The 24,441-nt window shown below is 57.7% G+C and carries 27 protein-coding genes and 1 tRNA gene; 13 read left to right on the forward strand and 15 right to left on the reverse strand.

All coding sequences use genetic code 11. The features are described from left to right. Positions 1-27: 27 nt before the first annotated feature. Entirely contained in the window at positions 28-450 is a 423-nt protein-coding gene (locus VJZ71_17405; GenBank protein HKQ49855.1) for a secondary thiamine-phosphate synthase enzyme YjbQ, read from the reverse strand. Positions 451-632: 182 nt separating this feature from the next. Here VJZ71_17405 and VJZ71_17410 point away from each other — a divergent pair. The 3 genes from VJZ71_17410 to VJZ71_17420 all read left to right on the forward strand — a co-directional run bounded on the left by VJZ71_17410 (position 633) and on the right by VJZ71_17420 (position 2,365). Then, positions 633-705: transfer RNA gene (locus tag VJZ71_17410), tRNA-Met, on the forward strand. Between the two features lie 43 nt (positions 706-748). Then, positions 749-967: a hypothetical protein gene (locus tag VJZ71_17415; GenBank protein ID HKQ49856.1), complete on the forward strand. Its 219-nt coding sequence runs from the start codon at positions 749-751 to the stop codon at positions 965-967. 756 nt (positions 968-1,723) lie between these two features. Then, positions 1,724-2,365, forward strand: a complete 642-nt coding sequence (locus VJZ71_17420) for a hypothetical protein (GenBank protein ID HKQ49857.1) — start codon at positions 1,724-1,726, stop codon at positions 2,363-2,365. Between the two features lie 161 nt (positions 2,366-2,526). Here the strand turns inward: VJZ71_17420 and VJZ71_17425 are convergent, their stop codons facing one another. From VJZ71_17425 to VJZ71_17455, 7 genes are all read right to left on the reverse strand, one after another. Continuing rightward, positions 2,527-2,814 (reverse strand): hypothetical protein, encoded by a 288-nt coding sequence (locus VJZ71_17425; protein HKQ49858.1) that lies wholly within the window; start codon positions 2,812-2,814, stop codon positions 2,527-2,529. Between the two features lie 26 nt (positions 2,815-2,840). After that, positions 2,841-3,434, reverse strand: a complete 594-nt coding sequence (locus tag VJZ71_17430) for a hypothetical protein (GenBank protein ID HKQ49859.1) — start codon at positions 3,432-3,434, stop codon at positions 2,841-2,843. A 63-nt stretch (positions 3,435-3,497) separates the two neighbouring features. Further along, a complete protein-coding gene (locus VJZ71_17435; GenBank protein HKQ49860.1) occupies positions 3,498-5,000 on the reverse strand; it encodes a TraM recognition domain-containing protein in 1,503 nt (500 codons plus the stop codon). Next, positions 5,000-5,392 carry a YkvA family protein gene (locus tag VJZ71_17440; protein HKQ49861.1) on the reverse strand — a complete coding sequence of 131 codons (393 nt, stop codon included), beginning with the start codon at positions 5,390-5,392 and terminating at the stop codon, positions 5,000-5,002. Before VJZ71_17440 ends, VJZ71_17435 begins: the two co-directional genes overlap by 1 nt. Positions 5,393-5,459: 67 nt before the next feature. Then, the gene (locus VJZ71_17445; protein ID HKQ49862.1) at positions 5,460-5,582 is read right to left on the reverse strand and encodes a hypothetical protein; all 123 of its coding nucleotides are present in this window, start codon (positions 5,580-5,582) and stop codon (positions 5,460-5,462) included. Further along, complete coding sequence (locus VJZ71_17450; GenBank protein ID HKQ49863.1) at positions 5,579-6,376, reverse strand: ParB/RepB/Spo0J family partition protein; 798 nt, start codon at positions 6,374-6,376, stop codon at positions 5,579-5,581. The genes VJZ71_17445 and VJZ71_17450 overlap by 4 nt, the downstream gene beginning before the upstream one ends. 224 nt (positions 6,377-6,600) lie before the next feature. Continuing rightward, positions 6,601-7,062: a hypothetical protein gene (locus VJZ71_17455; protein HKQ49864.1), complete on the reverse strand. Its 462-nt coding sequence runs from the start codon at positions 7,060-7,062 to the stop codon at positions 6,601-6,603. Positions 7,063-8,314: 1,252 nt separating this feature from the next. On the opposite strand from VJZ71_17455, the gene VJZ71_17460 reads away from it, so the two are divergent. From VJZ71_17460 to VJZ71_17475, 4 genes are all read left to right on the forward strand, one after another. Further along, positions 8,315-9,094 carry an IS5 family transposase gene (locus tag VJZ71_17460; protein HKQ49865.1) on the forward strand — a complete coding sequence of 260 codons (780 nt, stop codon included), beginning with the start codon at positions 8,315-8,317 and terminating at the stop codon, positions 9,092-9,094. 63 nt (positions 9,095-9,157) lie between these two features. Next, complete coding sequence (locus VJZ71_17465) at positions 9,158-10,150, forward strand: tyrosine-type recombinase/integrase (protein HKQ49866.1); 993 nt, start codon at positions 9,158-9,160, stop codon at positions 10,148-10,150. Positions 10,151-10,374: 224 nt separating this feature from the next. After that, positions 10,375-11,238 carry a hypothetical protein gene (locus VJZ71_17470; protein HKQ49867.1) on the forward strand — a complete coding sequence of 288 codons (864 nt, stop codon included), beginning with the start codon at positions 10,375-10,377 and terminating at the stop codon, positions 11,236-11,238. Then, the gene (locus VJZ71_17475) at positions 11,192-12,319 is read left to right on the forward strand and encodes a hypothetical protein (protein HKQ49868.1); all 1,128 of its coding nucleotides are present in this window, start codon (positions 11,192-11,194) and stop codon (positions 12,317-12,319) included. Before VJZ71_17470 ends, VJZ71_17475 begins: the two co-directional genes overlap by 47 nt. A 49-nt stretch (positions 12,320-12,368) precedes the next feature. Here the strand turns inward: VJZ71_17475 and VJZ71_17480 are convergent, their stop codons facing one another. After that, positions 12,369-12,815, reverse strand: coding sequence for an ankyrin repeat domain-containing protein (locus VJZ71_17480; protein ID HKQ49869.1), 447 nt, complete (start codon positions 12,813-12,815; stop codon positions 12,369-12,371). A gap of 223 nt (positions 12,816-13,038) precedes the next feature. Here VJZ71_17480 and VJZ71_17485 point away from each other — a divergent pair, with 223 nt between their 5' ends. Next, positions 13,039-13,251 carry a hypothetical protein gene (locus VJZ71_17485; protein ID HKQ49870.1) on the forward strand — a complete coding sequence of 71 codons (213 nt, stop codon included), beginning with the start codon at positions 13,039-13,041 and terminating at the stop codon, positions 13,249-13,251. Positions 13,252-13,268: 17 nt separating this feature from the next. Here VJZ71_17485 and VJZ71_17490 read toward each other — a convergent pair whose 3' ends face one another. Beyond that, positions 13,269-13,685 (reverse strand): hypothetical protein, encoded by a 417-nt coding sequence (locus VJZ71_17490; GenBank protein HKQ49871.1) that lies wholly within the window; start codon positions 13,683-13,685, stop codon positions 13,269-13,271. Then, positions 13,675-16,323, reverse strand: a complete 2,649-nt coding sequence (mobF, locus tag VJZ71_17495) for a MobF family relaxase (protein HKQ49872.1) — start codon at positions 16,321-16,323, stop codon at positions 13,675-13,677. The genes VJZ71_17490 and mobF overlap by 11 nt, the downstream gene beginning before the upstream one ends. A gap of 506 nt (positions 16,324-16,829) precedes the next feature. On the opposite strand from mobF, the gene VJZ71_17500 reads away from it, so the two are divergent. Genes VJZ71_17500 through VJZ71_17510 form a run of 3 tightly spaced genes read left to right on the forward strand, consistent with a single transcriptional unit; the run spans position 16,830 to position 18,096 of the window. Continuing rightward, on the forward strand, positions 16,830-17,042 hold the full coding sequence (locus tag VJZ71_17500; GenBank protein ID HKQ49873.1) for a hypothetical protein: 213 nt from the start codon (positions 16,830-16,832) through the stop codon (positions 17,040-17,042). 56 nt (positions 17,043-17,098) lie between these two features. Next, positions 17,099-17,347, forward strand: coding sequence for a hypothetical protein (locus VJZ71_17505; protein ID HKQ49874.1), 249 nt, complete (start codon positions 17,099-17,101; stop codon positions 17,345-17,347). Next, complete coding sequence (locus VJZ71_17510; protein ID HKQ49875.1) at positions 17,344-18,096, forward strand: site-specific DNA-methyltransferase; 753 nt, start codon at positions 17,344-17,346, stop codon at positions 18,094-18,096. The genes VJZ71_17505 and VJZ71_17510 overlap by 4 nt, the downstream gene beginning before the upstream one ends. Here the strand turns inward: VJZ71_17510 and VJZ71_17515 are convergent. Next, positions 18,069-20,096 (reverse strand): SIR2 family protein, encoded by a 2,028-nt coding sequence (locus VJZ71_17515; GenBank protein ID HKQ49876.1) that lies wholly within the window; start codon positions 20,094-20,096, stop codon positions 18,069-18,071. The genes VJZ71_17510 and VJZ71_17515 overlap by 28 nt on opposite strands. Before the next feature lie 962 nt (positions 20,097-21,058). On the opposite strand from VJZ71_17515, the gene VJZ71_17520 reads away from it, so the two are divergent. Together VJZ71_17520 and VJZ71_17525 are read left to right on the forward strand one after the other, a co-directional pair. Beyond that, positions 21,059-21,724, forward strand: coding sequence for a ParA family protein (locus VJZ71_17520; protein ID HKQ49877.1), 666 nt, complete (start codon positions 21,059-21,061; stop codon positions 21,722-21,724). A gap of 13 nt (positions 21,725-21,737) precedes the next feature. After that, positions 21,738-22,034 carry a hypothetical protein gene (locus tag VJZ71_17525; protein HKQ49878.1) on the forward strand — a complete coding sequence of 99 codons (297 nt, stop codon included), beginning with the start codon at positions 21,738-21,740 and terminating at the stop codon, positions 22,032-22,034. A 110-nt stretch (positions 22,035-22,144) separates the two neighbouring features. On the opposite strand, the gene VJZ71_17530 is transcribed toward VJZ71_17525, so the two are convergent. Genes VJZ71_17530 through VJZ71_17540 form a run of 3 tightly spaced genes read right to left on the reverse strand, consistent with a single transcriptional unit; the run spans position 22,145 to position 24,120 of the window. Then, entirely contained in the window at positions 22,145-23,002 is an 858-nt protein-coding gene (locus tag VJZ71_17530; GenBank protein ID HKQ49879.1) for a hypothetical protein, read from the reverse strand. A gap of 6 nt (positions 23,003-23,008) precedes the next feature. Continuing rightward, positions 23,009-23,662: a hypothetical protein gene (locus VJZ71_17535; protein HKQ49880.1), complete on the reverse strand. Its 654-nt coding sequence runs from the start codon at positions 23,660-23,662 to the stop codon at positions 23,009-23,011. Next, positions 23,659-24,120 carry a hypothetical protein gene (locus tag VJZ71_17540; GenBank protein ID HKQ49881.1) on the reverse strand — a complete coding sequence of 154 codons (462 nt, stop codon included), beginning with the start codon at positions 24,118-24,120 and terminating at the stop codon, positions 23,659-23,661. The genes VJZ71_17535 and VJZ71_17540 overlap by 4 nt, the downstream gene beginning before the upstream one ends. Positions 24,121-24,441 lie beyond the last annotated feature (321 nt).

Below are 24,441 nucleotides of genomic sequence, written 5' to 3' on the forward strand. Positions count from 1 at the left end.
GTTGCGTGTGGACTGCCGCGCAAATGTTTATTCGCCGAGGAATTGGACGACGATTTCCCGCGTGCGCGGGCGCGTGTCAAAGTCGAGCAGTACGATCTGCTGCCATTGTCCCAGTGTCGGCCGGCCGTCGACGATCGGGACGGTCAGGCTTGGGCCCAGGAGCGACGCGCGGACGTGGGCGTGACCGTTGTCGTCGTGCCAGGTCGCTTCGTGTTCGTAGCGGCCGTCTTCGGGTGCGAGTTTTTCGAAGCAGGCCTTGAGGTCGTGATTGACGAGGCCGGGCTCGTACTCGGTCGTCGTCAGACCGGCGGTGGAGCCGATGACAAAGAGCGTGGCGGTGCCGTTCTTGATCTCGGCGCGCTGGAGGAGGGCGGCGAAATCCGGCGTGATGTCGAGCACCTGATTGTCGCCGCGAGTCTGGACCTCCAGGCGGTGGGTTTCGACGGTCATAGCGGAGATTGTAAGTGGTTCCTGGGAATGCGGGTGGTGATGGCAAGGTGCTCTCGACCTGTTTACCTGTGCCGTCCCTCAGGGAATCGCTGCTCTTTACGGGGGGTGATACGACTCGCGAACGGGTGAAAGCCCGCTGAGTTGACACCCCTGCCGATCACGCCTATCCTGACGAAGAAGATTGCGGGGTAGAGCAGTCGGTAGCTCGTCGGGCTCATAACCCGGAGGTCGCTGGTTCGAGTCCAGCCCCCGCTATGCCGGCCGTCCTCATAGCTTCGGCTGTCAGGACGGTCTCTTTTTGCGCTATGCGACCATCCGGCAGGACGGCCATCGGACCTATCACGTCCGCCACGAACCGATTGATTTGAGAAGGCGACATCAGCCCGACGAAATTCGCCTTGGCTTCCAGGAACGCCTGCCGGCAATCGGCCATCAGATCGTCCATGTCGGCTACGGCTTGAACCGTCACGTCATCCAACGCCTGCCGAAGCCCATCCCGCTTCGCTTCATGCTCTGAAAGCTGCCGGGCAATGGCCTTTTTGGCCCCGGCCTCAATTTCCGGGTCCACCAGGAGCCGGGAAAGGCCGACGAGCATCCTGTCCGTTTCGGCAATCTCGCCATTAAGGCGTGCCGATTCGCTCCGGTTCAGTTCCAAGGCTTCCCGCGTCATCGCCATGACTTCGTCCAGCACGCCGTCCATGTCGTCGAAGACGGCGGTCATCGCGGTCTGGATTCGAGCCAGCAGCCGATCCTCGCGGACCGTCGCAGTGTTCCTACATTCTCCCGCCCTTTTAGCCATACGACGGCCGCAACTGTAGTAGCGGTACTCGCCCTTGGCGTTCTTGCTCTTGCGGCAGTAGTAAACGCAGCCGCACTCTGCGCAAAATAGATGCCTAGTGAATGGTCGGAGTTCGCTTGCGTCGCGTGGATGCTCTTTCGAGTTTTCAGCAAGTCTCGCCTGGACCCGCTCGAACATCGCATCGTCGATGATCCGCAGCGATTCGTCCCGAGTCACCAAGTGCCGGCTTTCGTCGCTCCATCGCGGAACGCGCTTGCCGGTCGCACGATTCAGCTTGTAGCAGCGTCGAAGGAATCGCACTTCGCCCAGGAGCATCCGATTCGTCAGGATGCTGCGAACGGTCGTGAAACCCCACGGTCCGCCGAGCCGAGTCGGCACTCCCCGGTCCCTGACCCGATTGGCGACTTCCTTGAGGCTGATCGTTTCCGAATCGTACGATTCAAAAACATATCTGACCGTCGCCGCCTCTTCGGGATGAATCGCCAGTTTTTTCTTGCCGTCGCCGGCTTCGACAACGCGAAAACCGTACGGCGGAGGACCGCCCGTCCAGTAGCCTTGCTTGTGGCGCTGCACAAGGCCGTCGCGAGTCCGCTCCGCCAGCACGCGGCTGTAATCCGCCGCGACGACCAGTTGCACGCCGCGGGCCAGCGCGTTCGTGCCTTCGGTGACACTTATTACCTCGACACCGTGCTGTTCCAGATCTTCGACCAGAACGTGCGTTTCGGCGGCGCGGCCGAGGCGATCAAACTTGTAGACGTAGAGCCGGGCGATGCGTCCGGCTTCCGCTTCCTGCATCAGCCGGAGCAATTCCGTCCGGCCGCCGGTCGTCCGGCCCGTCTTGGCTTCGTCGATGAAATGCTTGAGCGGCTTACCCGCTGCCCGCTCGCAGGATTCGATTTGCACGGCGATGCTTGTACCGTCGTCCTGCGCGTGGCTCGAATAGCGAGCGTACATCGCGTCGTACTTGCGGCTCCCGCCGCTATCCTCGCCCTTCCTCCCGCTGCTATTCCGCTGTGCCGTCAGCATGACCATGATCGTTCCCGTCCGGCTCCGTCGCCTGCTGCCCTGACCGTTTTCGACGTTCGCGGTGAAGCTCCACGGCCCGCGCCGCGATGATACTCACCAGCCACCGCCTTGCGGCGGCACCGTCGCGAATTCGTATACCGTCCGCTTCCATTGTAGACAGGCGCTCTGGCGGATTCTCGTCATTATCGACGGCAAAAGGGGAAGCGAATGGACGGACCAGGCGCACGAGCAGACCCCCCAGGCAATGCTGCCTAATCCCTTTCCAACTCCCGCGGCTCCGGCTCGCGCCCGGCGCGGTCGTTTTCGACCTGCTTCATCCGCTCTTCCAGGATGGACGGCTGTTCGTCCGGGTCGCGGACCTCTCCTTGCTTGTCCTGCATGACCTCACCAGGCGTCTTGGTACCTGCCATGCCATATACTGTCGGCTGGGCTACGTTCGATTCGGTGTACAACGCGGCGCGAAGCTCCGCGACGCCCTGCCTAAGCATGGCAGAGGTATGGCCGGCGCCGTACTTGGGACTTTCCTCTTGCTTTGCCATTACACAACCTCCCTTTACCAAAAACCTCAATCGCCGCGCAAATCGCGGAACCGATCCACAACGTGGCGCTGTTCCATGTAGGCGTCGTTCATGTCGCGAACGCGCTGTCGCTCTTGGTTAGCTGTCAGATTCGTGGAAATCAGCAGCCCGGCGCTGGCCAACATCAGGTATCCGCCGAGCGGCGGGCTGGCGGCGAGCAACGCGCCGCCTAACGCGAAGGTGAGCAACGGTTCCACGGCGCACTTCACCTTGATCTCCGATGTGCGGCGCATGAACTTCATCAGAGCCGGCGTCCCCGTGTACCGAGAATGAGGCTGCGGACCTCCGCGCCGTATGCGCCGGAAGACTTCAATCCGCACCGCAAGACATGCGAGGATGTACAGTCCGAGAAAGACCAGCATCGGCTCCGGGTCATGGACCGGCTCACAGAAGGCCGGCCAGAAGAACATCAAGAGCAGCGCGGCCGCCGCCTGCAACTCAAGGTAGCGATCGCCGAACGTCTCCGACCGATGGAGAAACACCTCGACCGAAACGGCGAACGTCCTTGCCAGGAATACGAAAATGCTGACGAAGTTTCGGAACCCGGTTCTCGGGTCCGGTTTTGGTTGCTCCTGGTTCATCGCAAAACTCCGTGGCGGGGCGTTGCCCCACATCAGTTCCCGATCCAGTTGTCGAAGAGAAACTCACGCCTTCTGCCTGAATGTCGTCTTGAGCCAGCTTCGGTCGCTGGCCGCGAACGTCCGCCCGTTTTGGAATACGATCCCATCCACGATCCAGCCATTGGCCGGCCCGCCAGCGCGGAGCCGCGTGAACTCGCGCGGCTGGACCTCGAACTCAATCGTCTCTGAAAACCCTGCGGTCGTGGTTCCGGAGCGGCCGAACCAGTCAAGTCCAATCGCCGATAGCTGGTCGTCGGCGTCGGACGAACTATTCCCGTTCATCATGAACTGGCGTGACCGCCCGATCAGCGACGATGCCCAGTTATTCGTTACCGGATCGCCGTTGACATGGAAAACTCTTGTGTTGAGGTTGGCGAGCAGCGAATCCGTCTCCGCCCGCGCTTTCTCGTTTCCGCCCAGGGCGGCGATGAAGTTACTGTAATTCTGTGAGAGTAGCACCGTCGCCACGCGCGCGGCGCGACACGTGGTCTGAAACTGCATGTCGTACGACGTAACAAACGTCTGCGCTTCGTCTGCCCACAGGAAAACCGGGCGCGGACTCACGGCGACATTGCGCCGCTCGATACTTCGCTCGAACGAGTACTTGAATAAGACCTGCGCGAACTGTCCCACCTCGCCAAATTCTTTTACGGGCAGGTCCAGGAGGATTATCCGTCCGCGTTCCACATCTTCAGGCGTCACCGACGTATCGGTGCAAAAGAGCTCTCGCAATAGGCCGCGCACGAGCAGGTCGGCCCAGCCCATGAAGGTCGCCTGAATCACGCTGCGCGTCCGTTCCGCCAAATTCGGCCATTCAATCAGGTAGTAATCGGCGACAACGCCGAAGTCGTGTTCCTGACGTGGTGTCTTGTCGCGCTTGTCGGCTGCTACAAGGCATCGGAAGCAATACGACTTTTCCTGCCAATCTTTTTCCCGTATCTCCGCTCGCGTGAGCGGCGCGGAGAGCATGACGTTCACCAGGTCCGGCACCGAGATCGTCCCGGTCGCAAGCGAAACGAGATCGACGGCATTCCTCATGCCCTTGAGTGCCCCTTGCTTCCAGAAGGTGCCATCTTCCCGTCCGCCGCCGCTCGTGGCGCTGCGTTCCTTGATCTCCATGACTTGCGAAAAGAGGTTACACAGGTTTTCCGTGAGGCCTGCCCCTTCGCCTTTGCGATTTAGCTCGTGGTCGAGAAAGTTGAAGCGTTTCCCGGCATCGGGGCCTACGACTACGAGGTCGCCAGAACGATTCGTTTCGCGGCAATAGGACTCCCACAACGCTCGTTCGTCCGCTTTGGCAGTCAGGACAAGCCCGCCGAACCCGGCGCTAAGCATTGACGTTGCAATCATGCGCCCGCTGCCGCTCGTCTTTCCCGAGCCGGTGGCGCCGAGAATGAGCGTACCTTCGACGGCGTCGCGGATCGTCCACACATCGTCGCTCGACCAGCGGAGCAGTTCGTCAGACAATTCCCACCGCAACGGCCGGGCGCGCGGGGGCGACTTTCGTTTTAACAATCGGCCGAACATTACGCTGCCTCCCTCTTCTCGTCGGCTTCAGCGTCGTCACCAGCATCGGGTGACCGAATCTCGGCCCGCTTTGCCGCCATCATTTGCTCGAATTCGAGTTGCTCAAGTTCACTTCGACGCTGACGCTCGCCGAGCGCGGACTTCACGGTGAACCCGGCCGCGATGAGATACGCCAGGTCGTCTCCCCAGCCTATCAAGGGCACGACATCGGGTATGACATCAACCGGGCTCGGACACATTAGCAGCAGACCGCAGGCCAGTGCCCACTTGGACATTTCGAGTCCCACCGAGCGTAGCTTGGATTGAGGCAGGGCCAACAGCACCGTCATCGTGATGAAAAAAACGGTGCCGCACATCACAAACGTTTTCAGGAAACTGAAAAACTCAGACATTGCAGAATCTCCGTTTCATGGTCTCAAATCGAATACTGATCGAACTGCTTACGTTCACGGATATCTCTCACCGTTTCTTGGTAAGGCTTTCCCAAGTCATGGCCAGGAAACCCCAGAACATCACCGCACTGAAAACGACGGGAAATGCGATGTCCTCGATTACACATTCCAATGTACTTTTTTTGCTCATGGTTGCGCTCCCGAAATCACTTTGACAATGTCAGTGAGCGTCACGCCCTGTGCGTTGACGCTCTTTATTCGATTGAGTAGTTCCTCCACCCACGTGATAAGCAAATTCACCGTCATAGCTGGGCCAGCCACCGTTATCGAACGCCCCTCGCCGAGCGGCAGCACGAGGCGCGGTACGCTCTCCCGCTTGGACTTTTGCGACCGTGACTTCTTGCTCCTGTTCGCCTTGATTTCCGCCACTAACCGGTCGCGTGTGAGCCGACCGTTCACGACCTCGCCAATGAGCCGCTCGCGCTCCACAGAGTCCGCCACGATCGCGATCGCATAGGCGCTGCTCATCGGGATGCGCCCGGCGTCGATAAGGTCTTGGACACTTTTGGGAAGCACGAGAAGCGTTAGAAGCTTCGAGATCATCGCAGCGGACGGCCCACCAAGCTTTGAGGTTACCATTGCCGCCGGCCATCCGGTTTCATTCATAAGCCGGTCGATGGCCCGTACACGCTCCATCGTTTTCAAACCCGTGCGGGCGCAATTGGCCACAAGCTGGAGGGTGAGGATCTCCGCAGGAGTGGGAGCGAGCTCGGCGACGATCATCGGCACGGCGTCAAGGCCGGCCCGAATCGCAGCGTCGAGCCGACGGTGCCCGTCATCGACGACGATGTCAGTGCCTTCATAGTGGCCGAGCAGGGGCACCACGATTCTGTTCTGCTCGATGCTATGCGCGAGCGTGACTTGCTCTTCCTCGACCAGAGAGTCTCGGATGTTTTGACCGACCTTGATTAACTCGATAGGCACAAGTTGGATGCTGTGACTTCCACAATATGACCCTGCCGGCATTACGGCATCTCTCGGTAGGTCGGGATTCAACATCATCAGACTCTCCCACAAGAAGTTCTCAGACTTGAGAAGCAAGGCATTACTCGCCTCGATTCACAAGCTTGTTAATGAACTTTAAGAAGTGAGTCTTGGATAAGCTTGGCGAAGTGTTGGCAGAAAATGCGGCGGCGCACCTCACGCAACTAGGCAATACTATCCAACCATTTCTCTGCCTTTGCCGTCGATCGGTACTTCCGCAATTTACCAAGCTTTCCGCTGCGACGCATCTCAATCCATCCACCCCGGAGGAGTTCGTTGATAAGTGTGTCAGCGTCTTGGCGATGCCTGTCGATCATTGCTTTTTTGAACCAGAGATGTTTGGATTGCCAGGCACATTCTGGGTCTCTTGCTGCACCCAATCGATGTTCGACGAGAGCTCGCAGGAGCGCTTCTCCATCGTAACAAAGGGACGCGGGCCCATCGTGTTGTGCCTCTGGAGCGACCGCAGGGCTCTCGTTGGTGCTCGGTATTTGCTTCTGGCAGCCAGGTGCATCCACGTAGCTTTTCGCAAGCTCCACCGTAATCATTTCAAGAATCTTCTGCACAATTCGTGCAACGTCGAATTGATTGAGAAAAGCTCGAATCATTTGCGGATCGTCTGCCACAACCGGCCTCACAGAACGTCGGACAGCGCTCGTGCCACCAACTTTGGCACGCTCAATCGCCTCTAGGAAGTTCTAGAATGATGAATTCGCGAATTCGCACAACTATTATGCGACGGCGCGTAAGTCTATATGCGTAGATACTTTATGGTCGTTAAGAGCAGTCAGATTCGCCAATAACCTGCCATCATTTTAAGTTTTTCTTTGGCTGAAAGTGTTCGCCTGTCCGACGTGAACCCCTCTCTGCGCTCTACCTTGCGGGGTAACCGTCGGACGATTCGTCCGCGTGAAGATTTGGCACGCTTGTAGTGTCGGAAACCAAGTCGCTTGATCGTGTTGAAGACCGTCGTCAAGCTACACGATACGCCAGTGCGGCCTCGGAGCTCTTCCAAAGTTGCATCGGGTTGCTCCAGCAAAAGCTCTTGCAATCGTTGCAGGTCCGTCGCCGTAAATTTCGGCTTGCGGCCACGCCTAGAAAGCCGTTTGCGCTTACGATTCAGTTCTAAGATATTCACCATTCACCTGCCGTTCCGACGGTGAATCCCACACCGGTTTCATCATACCTTCAAATTATGTCAATAGTAGCCGCCCGGAGCTGGCCGCGTGCGCCCGCCAATGTTGGCACTTAACGCTTGCAAGGTTGCGCACTTCATACTAACGATATAGCGGGGCAGACAATGTCAGGAGCAGAAGAACCAAAAATCGAACTTGCGGCGCTTCGGCGCTGCATCCGTTCTCTGCTCCGTACCCCTAATAAGACTTACGACGCACTCAAAGGACGCATGGATGGCGTCGACGCAATCATGAGAGAAGAGTTTGCGCGGGCACTCAGTCCTATCTTGAACCAACATGTTGCAGAGATCCCCCAGACGACCTACGACCAGAAAAAAGCTCTCGCAAACTGGCTATCAGCCGAACTACGGCATTTTCATCTAGCGCTACGCTGCCCTAAGACTACGAAACCGTCGCTCTTGCAGGCGAATCCAGGACACATGCCGGGAACGGGACGATTTCGCTTCGATCACATTGACGATCAACACTGTCACCGAAACACATTCACGTCAGTAGTACTTCCCGAAATCCAACTCGTTCCGGATAATTCGAGCCGATCGCATTACATGTGTCGTTCCTCTCGATCACGCTGACCCTTCGAATTGAAGTTGCAAGCGTAATATTATTATGGTAGACAAAAGTAGTTATATACCCTTAGAAGCTATCCCAAAACCCTTTTGAGTTTCGTGCGTATAACAACATTATGCTGAAACTCACGGATGAACAATTGGACTGGTTGTTGGAACGGATTCCGAATTCGCCCGTCAGCCCCCTGGGCGGTCGGCCCACGGCGGACAAGCGAAGGCTCGTTCGCGGCATCTTTTGGATGCTCGACAATGGTGCAAAATGGAAAGACCTGCCGCGCCGCTTCGGCTCGAAGAGCACGGTCCACCGCTGGTTTCAGAAGTGGACGAACGAAGGCGTCTTCGAGAACGTGATGCGCGAAGCGGGACGCTGTGTCGAGGAAGGCGACGGCTATCGAGTGTATGAATGCTTCATCGACGGCACGTTCTGCAAGGCGCGGGGTGGCGGCGACGGCATCGGCTGCACAAAGGCCGGAAAAGGCGTGAAAATCATGGTGCTGGTCGATGCCCGGGGCCTCCCGATGGCCGTCGATACCACGTCGGCCAGTCCGCACGAAAGCCAATTGGTGCAGCGGCTGTTTGAGTTCATGCTGAGCGATGCGTTGCCGGAGCGATTGGTCGGCGACAAGGCGTACGACAGCGATCGCCTGGGCGAGGAATTGGCGGAGCAGGGCATTGAACTGATCGCGCCGCACCGCAGCAATCGCAAGGCCGAGAACAAGACGCAGGATGGCCGACCGCTGCGCCGCTACAAACGTCGCTGGACCGTCGAGCGCACGATCGGGTGGTTCCAAAACTTCCGGCGACTGTGCATTCGCTGGGAAAAATCGACTCCGCTGTTCTGCGGATTTCTTCATCTGGGCTGCACGCTCCTGTTGCTCAAAGAGGTTTTGGGATAGCTTCTAGTTAACCTGGCGGAACGCACTTAACGCTTCGTCAACTTTCCGTGGCTCGGAGGGCGCTTGAGTGAAACTTCCATCATTCTTCAACCACCACGCGAGTTGACACTGCTCGACGCTGCCGAGGTGCCGATCGTCGTCGTCGAGGCAGGGGTAAACGCAAGATTCGCCTATGCCGAGTTCTTCGGCGATCAGATCGCCAGCGATTATACCCGCAAGGCTTACCGTTATGCGGTTCACCGCTTCCTGCTTTGGTGCGCGGCGGAAGGGCTTGAGCTTGCGCGCATCCCGCCGGGCGGCGTGGGCCACTACATCCGGACGCTCATGACTTCTGATGGAAAGCCGGCATCGAAGCCGACGCGGAAGCTCCACCTTGCAGCGATCCGCAAGTTTTTCGACGCGCTCGTGCAGCGCCACGCCGTCGCCCTGAATCCGGCATCATCCGTCCGCGGCCCGGTCGTGCGAAACGTCACCGGAAAAACGCCCGCGACTGATCCCGCCCAAGCCCGCCTCTTGCTCCATTCAATCGACACTTCCAACGTGATTGGTCTGCGCGATCGTGCGATTCTCGCCACCTTGATGTACACTGCCTGCCGGGCAGGCGCGGTCTCGAAGCTGAGGCTTCGCGATTTCTACACCGACGGCCGTCAATACTATCTGCGATTCGACGAGAAAGGCGGCGCGGATCGGCAGATACCGTGCCGGCACGACTTGCAAGGTTACATCGAGGAGTACAACGCACTCGCTGACCCGAGCAACCCCGATGCGCCGCTCTTCCGCGCCGCACGCGGCCGGACAGACCAGCTATCGGAGGGTCCGCTCCAGGCCAAGGACATCCACCGCATGGTGAAGCGACGTCTCGCCGCCGCGGGCCTGCCGTCAATCCTGACGTGCCATTCCTTTCGAGCCACTACGGCGACCGATCTCTTGGAACAGGGGGTACCACTTGAAGACGTGCAGGAACTACTCGGCCATGCCGACCCTCGCACGACGCGGCTCTACGACCGCCGCGATCGCGAGGTAACTAGGAACGTGGTGGAACGGATTTCGATCTAACCCCGTTGCCATATTTGGCACCGTGCCTTATCGTAATCCCGCCTTAAGCGGTGGACGTCACTAGCGGACAATAGGCCAAGCACCCTTGGCATGAGGATGAAGAGTATCGTTTTGCCGGTTCATTGAACGGCTAACGCGACAACATCAGGCTTGCAACACCCATGACCGGGATTGGCTCACTCCCGGCCCGAACAACTGACAGAGGTTTCGTGGGAGGCGTTAGAGTGCCATCGCGACGAAAAGACAAACGCGACGATGAAAGCGAATTCGTGCCGAAGGCCGTCGAAGTCGGCCTTGGTATTATCGCGACAGTCATATCCTGGAAGGCTTCCAAGCCTAACGACCCAGTAGAAATGATGTGCGCGATCATGATGGGAATGCTTACAACAATATTTGCTTCGGTCATTTGGGAAAGGCAATCGAGGCGCGTCAAAAGAGTACATCAACGATTCGGCGACGTGCTTGGAAGCATCAAGAACTGTGACTTTGATCAGCTACTATTGGTCCTGAGCCACATCCGAGAGGTAGTCGCAAGCGACGAAATGAACCAGGTTTGGATTGACCTTGTGTGGCGCGCGCGCAAGCGCTTCCGAGCGACGAGCTATGTCCATCCCAGGTACTTTGAAAATGCATACCGGGGGATCTTGCTGCAAGACCTGAAGGCAGACTTCCAGCACGTTCAAATCGAGAGGGTGTTTGTTCTCGACAGTATTGACGAACTCAGACACATTGTCGAGCTTAACAAGAATCTTCGCAAAATACAAAACCGATATATTCTCAAGGAGGACTTCTCCAAACACGCTGCTCTGAGGGGTCCACCACCTGAAACGATCGATTTTGGGATATTCGATGATAAATGCACTTTTCTCTGGTCGCTTGATGCTGAATCCCGAGAGCCGACAGGAGGCCGGGTTGAATTCTCGCGCAGCACAGCTGAAGAATATGGAAAGTACTTCAACAACCTCTGGAATAACTCCTACGATCTTCCCAAAGATATCAAAGCTTTGAATGACGCTGTGCGAGCGGTGGGAGGAGCCAAAGATGAAAGTATTCGATCTAATACGAAAACTAAGTCCCCTCGCCGCTGAGATGCTGAGCCGTCTCGCAGCACGGCTACATACCGCATGCGATGCCAATCGCGGCACGGTGTCGTCGGCTAAAGCCGTCGTCTTTTGGGGAGGAGGTAAAGATTCGACACTAGCACTTGCCTTTACGAAGGCGCTCGCTGAATTCACTGGGCTCACCGTGCGAGCCGTCACCATGGACAATCCTGGCATCACGCCGGGAACGCGAGGGAACATAGAACAGATTGCTTCAACACTTGCAGTTGAACATGAATACTGGCATTTTCGCAAGCCCGTCCCAGCACTAGGTCAGGAAATCCAGAGTTGGCAACGGCTCTATCGAGCACTTGCGTTGGCGCTCGGTGGACAACCTCGATTCATGTGCGTCGCGTGCAATTTTAGTTCTATTGTTACCGAATACTCAGCATTAGCGCTTCATCAGGCAGATTTCTGTGTCACCGGTAATCCTGCATGGGAACTCGCAACTTTTGAAAAATGGATAGAATCGCTTCGTGCAGAGTATGCGGGGGTCATCGCGTTTCCTGATCGCACTGGCAAACAGATGCTTGATTATTTTCGCTTCTGGCACGCCATATATGAACGCCTTTTGGAAGAATTATTTTCAGAATCGGGGTCAGAAAACTGCGCGGCCGACGACGCAATAGCGGAGTACCTTTATCCAATGCCGGAATCGGGTGACATCGTTGAGCGTGCGTCCCACTTAAACGTTATGGGCGATGGGATGATAGACTGCATCGCTGCCGACCATCAGGAATTACTAGCAGCCCTTGGATGGCGTTTGCCCGATGACATGCAGGGAGGTACCGAAAGTGATTGTGCTTTTACGGCGTCAATCGCCTATCTGAACATCGAACGCAATGGTCTCAACAGACACCTAGAGCACCTAGACGAGGCGGACCACTATTTTCGGCCACCCGTCGAGATGACCGCGCGTGCGAGGGAATGGGCAGTTAGCGGAAAATCAAACGTCGAAGGGAGGAAGTTACTCTCGCTCCTTGGGCTAAGCGAGTCATATAAACCAAGCTCGCCAACGGGGAGTGCGATAGCACAATCACTGATCGATAAGCTATTTAAGATTCGATAGAACCCTTAAGGACCATCGTGCAAGCCGATATCATGGTCATCGGTAATGATTAGCGGGACTTGCTTTGTGTGCTGCTTTCCTGGTCCCGAGATAATTTTCTGATATCATCGGCTAGGGCGTACATCATCGCTTTTCTTGCAACTTCCTCAGCGGTGAGTCCTTTCTCGTCTCTTGCGTTAACATCAATACCAGCGCTAATCAGCTCTTCGACTGCTCGGGAATCTAGCCCGAAAATCGCCGAATATAATGCTGTGCGACCCTTCGCATTCCGCAGGTGTATATCTGCACCTGCGGTAATTAGCGCTTTTATCGATTCGGGCCTTCCCTTCTCGGCCGCCAAATGTAAAGCCGTTCGTCCGCTGCGATCGCGAAAGTCAACATTAGCTCCTTTCTCAATCAAACGGGCAATAGTCTCAGGCTCGTCGGCGCCAATTGCGCCGAGCAGCGCGTAGTTGATGACCTCCGGTTCTTCCATGTTATGGACAGTTTTGTTCAATGAATAGCTCTCATACACGGTACCATGTAATCATTAATAAGAGGTTAATCCTGTCCATATTTGTGAACATTGTGTGACGAGTAGCGTCTTGGACGCAGCTGGCCGCGCGGTAGCAACACCTGTGGCGCAGAGCTGTGAATGAATGCGAACATTGTCACAAAAGTATCACACACGAGAATGCGAATCTCTGCTATCATGACCCAAGAATTGAATAGGACGACACATGACGACGCCGAACCCGCTACACCTTGCCAACACGGCGCAGATGATGGCCAAGCACGCGCCGAAAGACGACGCCGTTGTCTTCAACAAAGTGGCCATGATTTGCATGGGGGTCATGGCGGCGGCTTCCGTCGTGCAGATGCTCCAGCCGCTCCTGCGTGAGATCAACCACAAGGAACGCAAAAACCATCGCAGTCACGGCCGAGACCGCTGATCCGCTGCCGTAATCGCTCACCAGACGATAGCATCGATCGCGGTCGCTCCGTCGCCCACGGACACGCTTTCGCGGGAGTTGGTTTCCCGCAGCCACGAGACACGGTGCCGCGTCAGACCCTGGAATAAGCGAGTCGTAGGACGAATCTCGCTATTCAGATGCCGACCTTTGATGCAGATTTCTCGCCCGCACACGATCAGCTTGATACCTTCTGACGGGTCGAACTCGAAACGGTCGATTGCGTGATACGGGATCGCAACAATGTTTCCGTTCGCCTTGCGAAGTTCCAGGGAGAGCGACCGGTCTCGGATTCCCCGCAGCCACCCGAAGCAGCCCAGGTCGTCGATTTCACCCTGATCGCCGATTGGCGCATCGGTTACGCCGTTGCCTGCCCCGTTGCGGCCGGCATACTTCTCCAGAATCCTACCGGTCATGGTCCATTCTCCGTTGCTCCAGTTGAGCATCCCGATGCGCGTCGGACACCGCCGGCAGCAATTGTTCCAGCCGCTCGAAGGCGAGCGCCCGCTCGCGATGATTGCGGCCGTTCAGGAACTCCGTCGCCGAAAGCCGGTCGTCGGAGCGGCTGACGGCTTCCAGCAGCGCTTGCTTGTCGTCGGTGTAGATCGTCGCCCGCTGCCGACCGCGCGAGACGGAAACGTAAAATTGCTCGCGCGACGCCGCCGGAAAACTCTGCGCTGACTCGCCTATCAGGACTCTGTCAACGGTGCGCCCCTGGCTCGCATGACTTGTTACGACGTAGCCATAGGCAATGTGCCCGAAGTCGCGGGCAATCTTCCAGCCGTTCGTCAGAACAATATTGCCTTTTGCGTCGAAATCTTTCACGGCGAAAGTCGCGCCGTTGTTGAGCCGGTGCCCGCCGTCGGCCGTAGTCCCATTTCGCGTGATTCGCAGAACGTCTCCCGGCGCGACCGGCAGGAGGTCGGGTCGGTAAACGGTGAACCTAGCGGCTTCGACGAGCGGTAACTGATCGCTCCCCACGACCACGCGTTCGCCCTTCCGGTAGCCCTTGGCGTTTTGGTGCATCACCAGCACGTCACCCGGCGAATAGTTCAACGAGTCGCTCCGCTCGGCTTCGGTGAGATTGGCGTTAAGGAGCGTCAGAACGTGATGCTCGCCGCCGGAGAGCCGGCCGGCGCGCTTGAGTTGGGAGCGGATTTCATCGGTAATCCACTCGCCCTCCCGGTGCGTCGGACTCACAACTATGGCCGTCTTCCCTTCGGCGACCGTGGCGACATAGTCCTCCGCCAACGCCTTGTAGCGATCCGTTTCCGTGACTTCGCGCACCCAGCCCAGCCTGTCGAGTTGCCGGAACCCCTCTTCCGTCCGGCCTTCGCTTAACGCTTGAACCGCCTGCTTGTACGCGCCCTTCTGTCGCTGTATCTCGCGGACTTCGGCCGGGACCAGCCCCGCCTCTTCCTCCAAGAGACGCAGCGCCGCCCCGCGTTCGACCGACCCGTGCTGCCTTCGGTCCCCGGAGAGAATCACGCGGGCATCCAGGCGCTCCGCCAGGTCGAAGACCTGCGCCATCGTCTTCGTGCCGAGCAGGCCGGCTTCGTCAATCCACAGCACCTGTCCGCGCGCCCGCGACTGTAGCTCCTGATCCACGAGCAGCCGGGCGACGGTTTCGGCGTCGGCGAATCCTTCCCGCCGCAGCACGCCGCGCGAGGCGTCGGCCGATGGCGCGAAGGTGAAGACGTGCTTGCCGTGCGCCTCAATCGCTTCGACGGCCTCCGTCATCATCGTCGTCTTGCCCGTACCGGCCCCGCCGCGAATGAGCATGACACGGTCCGGCGAGTTGAGGACGTGCAGCACGGCGCTTCGCTGATCGGAATTTAGCCAGTCACGTTTGAAGACATGCGAACCGTCGCCCAGGCGACGACAGGTGCCCCTGCCCCGCCGCGCGAAATCAATCATTCGCGTTTCTTCCTTTAGTACGTCGGCGGTCGTCACCAGCCGCCTTCCATCTCGTTCCGCTCCGACGAGGTTTTGCCGGCCCACTTCCCTGAGCACGGTCTCCGGCGAGGCCGCGCCGTAGGATCGTTTGAGCGCCGCAGCCAGCAGCCTACGCTCGGGCACCACCGAGCTTCGCTCGAACGAATGCTCGACCGCCCGCGCGACCGCTTCCCCGGCGAGACGATCATCCTCCGCGATGCTTGCACGTCCGAGCCGACCCTTGACGGATTCCAGCGCCGCCAGTTCCTCCGAAGACAGCCGCCCATTCCACTCCCGGCGCAATTCATCGAAGGTCAGGTCCTTCCGCTTACGCTCCCGCGTCTTCGCGCCGAGCTCGCCCTTCACTTCGGCGCTCGTAATTCCCTTCTCCCGCGCCTTGCCTTCGATGAGCGCCGTGCGGCGCGAGAACTTTTCCATCGCCGGCTTCGGCACACCGGCAAGCTCCCATCCCTTTTTTGTGCGTTCCACCGGCAGCCCGAGTTCTTCCAGCTTCCGCGCCAGCCGCGAATGGAACACCGCCTCGAAGTACGGCGCGTCGCGTTTGAGGCCCGCGAACTGCGCGGCCTTCCAGCGGCCTTCCTTTTCGTCCCAGGTCGTGTTGAAAACGAACGCGTGAGCATGAAGATGCGGGTCTGGCACGCCATCCACCGGACGCGCCGTAGTATGGATGAACTCGCCCCACACCATGTTGCCTGTCAAGCGGTCGTCGTTCTGTCCCTTCGCACGGACGCGGGTCTGCATTTCCGCTTCCATGTCCCGCATTGTGGCATCGACCGACTCGCGGAATGCCTCCAGGATGCGATCATCCTTCGAGACGCCGTAAAGCACCGATACGCTCTTCGGCACGTGGAAGTTGAAGTCATAGCCGACGCGACGGCCCTGATTCTGCCTCGCAGTCAGCACTTTGCCCGTGTTGGGATCGCGGTTGTCGCAGAGCGCGTCCCAGTCTTTCTGCTGCACGGTTCCTTCAAGACCGAGGCGCTTGGCTCCCTCGCCGCGCCAATGGCCGGTAAGCTCCTGACCTTCCGAGTAATAATCGGCCGTGGAATAGTACGTGCGAGCGCCTTGCGGCGTGGTGTTCTGGATGATGCGAAGCATACCTCGATTCTACGTCGCGATTACTTCAAATCAGTTAACAATCGCCCGCATTTGATGTTTCTTTCACGAAGTCCGCCGGTTGAACTCTCGCTTTCGATTCAAAGTGATACATCGGAGCGCGCGTCCGTATCGCATTGATGCACGGCCCGCGCCGGTTGCAACCCTCGCGTGCGAGATTCGCATCGCTCCTTCCGCGAGTCCAGTTGCCGCGATTCGCTGCGCACTTCGCGCCGGCGTTCGGGTCTTTGGACTGCCGGTCTTGCCTTGTCGCCAGAGATTCGTCTTTTCCTTTTCCGTGCCTGCCACGCCCGCGGCCTTCCTTATGGCACTTAAAGCCGCCGCCGGGCCGGTCAAGCAGAAAATCGTTTCCCCCTTCGGGGACCCACCATTTTCCGCTGTGACCGGTGCGCTTGGCGCTTGGCTTCGCCCCCGGACTGTTGCGGCTTTTTTCAGAGTGCCCTCAGGCCGCGATGGTCGCGACCGGACACTTACAAAGGAGACGAATCATGACTGACGCCAAGAACAACCCCGGACAAACGTCCAAGACCCCGACGCACGTCGCCTACCAGGTGCGCGACCGCGAAGGCGGCAAGGCTATCTGGACCCGCATCGGCGCCGCCTGGGCGCACGCCGACGGCAAGGGCTTCAACCTCCAGATCGAGGCCGTTCCGCTCGACGGACGCATCACGCTCCGCGTCGTATCGGAACCAAAAGAGTAGTCGTTCAACCGGGGCGGGCTTCGGCCCGCCCCATTTCATGCAAGGAGAATTGAACCATGAATACAGAACCGACCAACGCAAACCGCGCCGAATGGGCCAAGCAGGCGCTCGCGGTATTCACCGCGACCACCTACGCGGGCGACCATCCCGACACGATGGACCGCGGCGACTTGGAGACCGCCGTTTACGACCTGATCGCCGACCTCCTTCATTACGCCGAGCGGCAAGGGTTCGACGTGCACGAAGTCCTTTTCCGCGCCCACGGCCACTACGAGGCCGAACTGGCCGAGGAGGCACGGTCATGACCAGCACCGCCGTCAATCCGTTCTACCAGGCGCGGCGCACGCTTCCCGCTCCCGCTGCGCCTGTCGAGAAGGTCGTCATTGGCAACGCCACCCTCTATCGGGCCGATTGCTTCGACGTGCTGCCCACGCTTTCCGGCATCGGGGCCGTTGTCACCGACCCACCGTACGGCATCGGCTTCAAGTACCGCAGCTACGACGACGCACCCGCTAAGTACGACGCCATGATGGCTCGGCTAGTCCCCGAGCTGATCCGCGTCACCGCCAACGGGCCGTGCTTCGTCTGGCAGAGTCCCCTCAAAGCGCCGCTCTGGCATCGCTACTTCCCGGCCGACTACCGCATCATCGCCGCCTGCAAACTCTATCCCCAGCGGCGGGGGCGCATCCCCGCGCTAGCGTGGGACCCGGTCATCTTCTGGAGCGGTCGCTCCCTCCTGCGCGACGAACTGCCGAAGGACTGGCACGTGGCCGACTTGACGCCGATGGATGGCTACGACCCCGCCAATCCCGTCCCCTGCCCTCGCCCGCTGGAACAGGTGCGTTACGTCTGCGACTCCGTCCGCGCGGACAGCATCCTGGACCCGTTTCTCGGCAGCGGGACCACCGGCCTTGCCGCGATTCTCGCGGGCAAGCGCTTCGTTGGCATCGAACGCGATCCGGTCTACTTCCGGTACGCCTGCCGGCGCATCGAGGCCGCATGGAAGGAGGCTAGCCATGCTGCCGTTTATGGCGAACGATTGCGGCGTGCTTGACGCGGGCTTCCGCGAGCTCGTCGCTTCGTGCGGCCGTGTGTTTGCCGCGGCACTCGAGGAAAAACAAATTTCTCCGATGCAAAGTAGTTCTTCTGCGCTTGCACAACTTCCTCGTCTTCGATCGGTTTAGGATTTACCAATCGTTTCTTGTCCGCCTTTATCCAGTACGCGAAGAACACCCTGAGTAAAGGATATGCATCGCCACCCTCAACCATTACGGGAACAATTCTAGGATCTCGCAGTCTACGCTCGAAGAAGAATGCATTCAATACGTGCCCCTCACCCCGGATGAACAGCGTCATGTGTTGGTTGTGCAACCACCAATTCAGCTTCCTATAATTGCAACCTAACGACACCAGCCCATCAGTCTGCGTGAGATCCGCCACGATGATCGCGATCCTTCGCTTTTTTCGCTGCCTGAGAAGGTCAAAGACAGGTGACTTGAGCAGCCATTCCCCTGTCTCCGCAACGCACAGCAGGGTGTCCCATTCGTCGTTTCGAAGTTCGTTCAACGCGAGCGCCTGTAACGCAGTAAGCGTATCAAGTGGTCGAGGGTTGGCACACAATTCATGCCGAACAGCCGACCGAGTCGTATTGACGACCTCGACCTCATTACCAAAAAACATCTCATTGAATGACCTGACCATCCAACGGCGCCATACGCCTACGCTGCGCCACGGCCCCCTCAATGATGCTACGAATCTCCTGCAAAATTGGTCCCCCACTTTATTAAACTCGGGCTGCGTGAGAACCCTCGCTCGTTCTGACACCTTCAATCTGGCGGCAGCAGGCACTCTCAGCGCTTCGCGCGAGTAGCTGCACTTCTCAAGCCCCATGGAATGCTTACATAACTCGTACAAAGTCGTTGGCTCACCTGTGCATTCGCGCCACAGCTCAAAAAAACTTCCGGTACGACCCTTTTGAAGCACCCGCGTATTAACGAAGCCCTTCGCCTTCAAAGTGGCGAGTGCAAGTTCCGCAAGAGTGCGGTCATACAGATAATCGCTCGCGTGCGTTGAGGGGTCATAGTTCTGAAAGAGAGAGCAAATGAATTCATGTCGGGCAATACCGCGAGCTGCAAATTGCCTGTTGAATTTACGCTCAACCTCTCTCCACAGTGCACGCATATGTACATCCAGAGTGTGCTGCCCCTTGGGGTCGATGTGGCCATGACGCTTGCGGCTGTAAAGCGCCCTGATGCCCGGCAGCCTGACACTGCCATCATCGTTACAGACGGGTTCCCAAAAATCCGGATCATGAGTTGGTCTTGGCTCGCACGTATAGGTGTAAATCCGGTCATCCTTCGATTTCATGCACCGTGCCACAATATCATTGAACTCAAAGCTCTGCATGTTGAATCCAATGACGATCAGACATATAGGCATATCCGACAAGAGCTTCTGCAAGAGTAGTTTGATATCACCGGGGAGGAGATAATAATCACCCCGTGTGAACCGCATGGTGGATTTGTGGCTGACAGTACCATGTGGTTTGATGTACACCGGCATACTGAAACGGTGATGTGCGTTCAATTCGCGTTCGATCACAGGTGGACAATCGCCATCCGAGATTACATGGAGATAGTTTTGGGGGCCGCCCAATTCATCCCTAAGAGAGTGGTCTAACGATTCGTCAAAATTGAAGTTGATGACTGCATCCACAAAGCGGTGCTTGAGCAGGTGCGCCAAGATTTCGTGAGTCAATGAGGGACGATAACGCAAGCTGAACAGTTTTCGGAGTTCATCGAGCACGTCATCGCGATTTAGGCGGCTAGCAGCCAACAGCACGGTCTCGAATTCATCTCGGCGAAGGCGGTATTCTAAGACTAAGCGGTCCAATTCGCGCTCAATCTGCGGGCCAATCACGGACTTTATTCGTTCAATCGCCTGTTTGGTCGTCGGCAAGCCCGCCGAGATACTTGCTCCCGCGCCAACGACTGCGACGATACGGCGCATCGGCTGTTGCGTAATGGAAGTATCTTTGAGAACATCGGCCCACAAGTTAGGGTCGTTGGGGAGAGAGAGATGGAGATGATTCAATGCAAGGAGGCCAGCCAGCTCATGCGTACACGGACTAACCGCTGAATTAGTCGGCCTCTTCCGTCGGGTGCCACGCCTAGCCTTCATCGCTTCAGCCTTCGCGACTTCGATATAGCCGAACTCCATACGGTCCGACGTAACGGTCCATTTCCTCGAAAGTCGGCTTCCGTCCGAGCCGTTGATTGCGGCGGAGACACGGCCACTGACGGTCGTAGATCCGTGTTAACCTCCAAGTCTGGCGGTTGCGGAGCACGAGCCCGGATTCTACGCGTGCATGGTATCACCGCGTGTCTGATTGAGCCAGACCGTGCGGGCGCACGCTAATCGATGCCTCGGTCCGCACGGTCCGCGCCAGGCGGGGCATCGCCTGTCTCGACGCTTGCCCTTGAAATCCAACGAGAATCCCCCCGGCTCGGAGCCTTGCCGGCAGATGTGGTGCTGCGAAGGCGTGACCAGGCACCTCGCCGCCGGCCGGTCGCATCGGGTCCCAGCCGCCGGTGAGAACCCGACGGCGACGGCCTTATACGGCAGTCAATTCGGCTTTGTCCCATGTACCGAAATGGAACGACCGCTCGGCAATCCCTGCCTACCAACCGCCTGAAAGCACGCTGTAATCGAATCCGTTTTCAAGCCTGAAGGAACGTGGTACGCCGAATAATGGCAAACGAAAAAATGTTGTCAGACGTCTCCCCTTAGCGCTGCTAAGGACTACTTTCACCGTGAAAGCCTGCATGAAAGCATGATGGAATGTCATCAGTCTGGCATGACAGATTGCAGGACGGCAGGATAGCAAGGCGGATGGAAAGCAATCAGGATTGATTGCGAGAGCGCAAGCATGACAGATTGCTTGCAAGACGGCGAGCTTGCATGCCGGATGTAAATACTGCTTGCCAGCCTTCATGAAATCATGCTATCCATCAGGCATGATTATCGTCGTAGCGAATTCCAAGGGCGGCGTCGGCAAATCGACGCTGTCCGTCCATCTAGCCGCGTGGCTCCATGAGCAAGGCCACAAGGTGACGCTCGCCGACTGCGACACGCAGCAGTCATCCTCCGAATGGATACGCGAGGCGATACCCGAGGTGAAGGCAGTCCGCCTCGACAGTCCCGACATCATATTGAATGAGCTACCGATTCTGGCCCAGGACGCTGACTACGTCGTAGCCGACGGGCCGGGCAGCCAGACCGAGACCAGCCGTGCGCTACTCTTGCGCGGCGACCTTGCTATTGTCCCGTGCAAGGCGAGCATGCTGGAGGTTCGAGCACTGGCCAAGGCGACCGAGGTACTGCGCCAGGCTCAGGACATACGAGGCGGGATACCCAAGGCCATCATCGTCCTGAGCATGATCGGAAAGAATTACCGACTGACGCAGGACATGAAGGACGCCGCGGCGGCGCTGTCACTGCCGCTGGCTTCAAACGCGATGATTCTGCGTCAGATTTACGCCGACGCGCCGGGACAGGGGTCCGTCGTCTGGAATTTGGGCGCCCGCGCCCGCGAAGCCGCCCATGAAGCCGACGCGCTCTTCCGCGAGATACTGCCGGAAGCCGTGACGCCGGCCGCGAAACATCAGGCGATGAAAGGGTAGGGGAGTGCAAGCGATGGCCGAACGACGTTCACTGACCGAGGGATTGAAAGCCACGCCGCCGCCGATCAACGTGAGCAAGGAAAAAACGTTCGTTTTCGGCGACAAGGAGCCGGCCAAGCCAAACACAGTCGCCACCGCCACCACCTTGAGCCGCGTGCCGATCAGCACGCGCATCCGCGACGACTACGCACGGGCGCTCAAGCGCGCGTCACTGGAGCGGCAACTCGAAGGTAAGGAGCCAAACACGCTCCAGGACATCCTTGAGGAAGCCATCGAGCCGTGGCTCAAAACCAACGGCTACCTGTCTTGACCGTCGGCAGAATCGCCGACTTTTTCTTAACCTGATATTCATTGAGATTTCCTCGTCAATCTTTCCAAGCAGCTTGCCTCGATTCGAATAGAATAGTCGCATGCGGCCTGTTAAGGATACGGGAAAAAGCGACTGCGAACGTCCAATTCATTGGCCGTATTGACGGCAGCACTGGGCTCTTCCACGAGTAACGGAATGGCGGGGTTGGCGGGCGAAGTTCCCGTGCCTGGAAGTCGATACTTATCGAATTCAAGAAGTGGCGCGAAGCGCAAATGAAGTCCGATCCATCCACCGGTCTTATCAAAGAGGAGTTTGGTCAGATTGACTGCCAACCAGTTGATGGCATCCTCCAGAAAATCGAACACTTGGCCAAACACCGTGCATAACAAGTGGGCGACCATGTCCAGCGGCCACGGCAGCACGTCGGCGATAGCATGACAAATACGCTCGATGGTCCTTCCCACATCCAAAAAAAGCGGGCTGATCGAACTCAGTTCGGGATAGACGCGATACTTGTCCTGCCCTGGTATTGGCTCGACCTTCGGAATATAGAGGCCCGTGAGATCAAAGGACAAGGGAATCGGGACGTTGACGCTGGCGCTTCCCAACGGTATGCACTTTCTCCAGCATTTGTTTGTAAATGGAATACAGAGCTTGATACAGCGCGGCGGTAGGGGGAGGTGCCTCCTCAAGCAATCATAGAGTTCACCGAAATCGATTCGAAATCGGAACCGGAGTGTCAGATCAAGTTCCAAGTCCTCGAATACGAAATGGGGGTGCTGGAGCCGCACGTCCGCCTGGGTGATGTCATAATCGATGATCAGCCGGGCATACAGGCCGCAGCCGTTCTTATCAAAAACGATCTTTGAGCCGTACACGTCGTGAATCAAGAACGGATCGAGTACACGCTTGATCGCAGGGCCGGTCGCCGCGATAACAATTTCGTTTGCCTGCAATTGATTGGGCATGGAACCCTACCTCGATATCGACACTTGCACATCGCCGGCGTTGAGTTGCAATGCGATGTCGTCCAATGTCGCGCCAAACACCTTGCTATTCATTACTCGTCCGATCGGAACCCGAACAGCCACGACGGCGCTCGCAAGATATTGATTCAAGATATGGGTGCAGGCGTTCAAGATGCCCAGGTCCTGCACATTCACAATTCGAAGCGCCACTCTTAAGAGCCGAAAGATAATTCCTTCGTCGGTCAGAGATGTCAGGGCTGTGTGCATCCAAACCAGGAGTGCAAACTGCTCTCTCCATGTGGAGGGGGGGTCACCGGCCAGATCGATGATTATTCGGCTAAACAGCGCTGCCTCCTGGTTCTGAAGAACATGAGGATTGGGAAAACTGTGGTAGTCCGCGCTGGCCGGCGGCAGGTCCACATGGACCTCGCTAATGTCCACACGGTAGTTCACGATGACTGGCGGCGCATTGTGAGGGGTCGGAATGGAAATGGGTGGCCGCACTTCACCCAACGGGACGTCGAACGAGCCGAATACAAACAGTTTAGGGTGTGCGATTCGAAGCCCGTGCAGAATTGCGCCGATCGCATCCTCATGCAGCAGGAGGCGGGCATCGCCATGCAGCACCACGGGGGGATCGGTGACCGGCGTTCCGTTCATATTTTGCCCCCCTGTGGCCTAATGGACAATGGAACGGAGGCCATCGCGGGGAGGTTGGTGGCTCGCAACATCGCGCGAATGACGTATGGCTGGTTTGCCTGAAAGACCGCTGGATCGAGGCCAACGGTTTCAAGCCAATAGGTCCCTTCTGTCGAGGCAATGAGTTGATCGTTCGGTTGCGGTACTTGATCCAGCGGCGTTTCATACGCCACGTTGCCGGCCGCATCCATGATGCAGATTCGAATCTTCTGTGCAGTCTCGAAGTGAAGAGTGATATCGTCAGGGGTCAGATTGGTGGCACCGTGAAAAATACGCAGTTGTCCGCTGAGGACCGCCTCCGTATCGACATAACCAACCGTAAAATCAGCGATCCGCCAGTCTTCCAATTCCTCTCTTGAGGCACCTTTGTGAGATTGGACGGGTGTTGCCTTGACGCCAACATGTTGCTGCCAACTCATATCGTGACTCCCATGCGTTTGAAACTCAAAAAAATGTTGCCCGTCGATACCAATGCGCCGGTCGCAGACGACGCCGAACCGGGTTATTGCTGTACACATCAGGACGGACAGTCCTAGATTCACAAGGATTGTAATCCCCGTTGCAGTAGAGTATTTCTTGGGGCATGGCCGTTCTCTGGAGTCCACCGACCGTACGATCCATGACAAGTTTACGGTACGGGCTACTCCTCAAAATGTACAATCGCATTTATTGCTCGAGCTTTTCGGCATTATCCTCGGCGTTCGAGTGCATGCCCAGAAAACCACCGGGATGTGTCGGTA

The organism is Phycisphaerae bacterium, from assembly GCA_035275405.1.
Classification (GTDB): Bacteria; Planctomycetota; Phycisphaerae; order UBA1845; family UTPLA1; genus DATEMU01.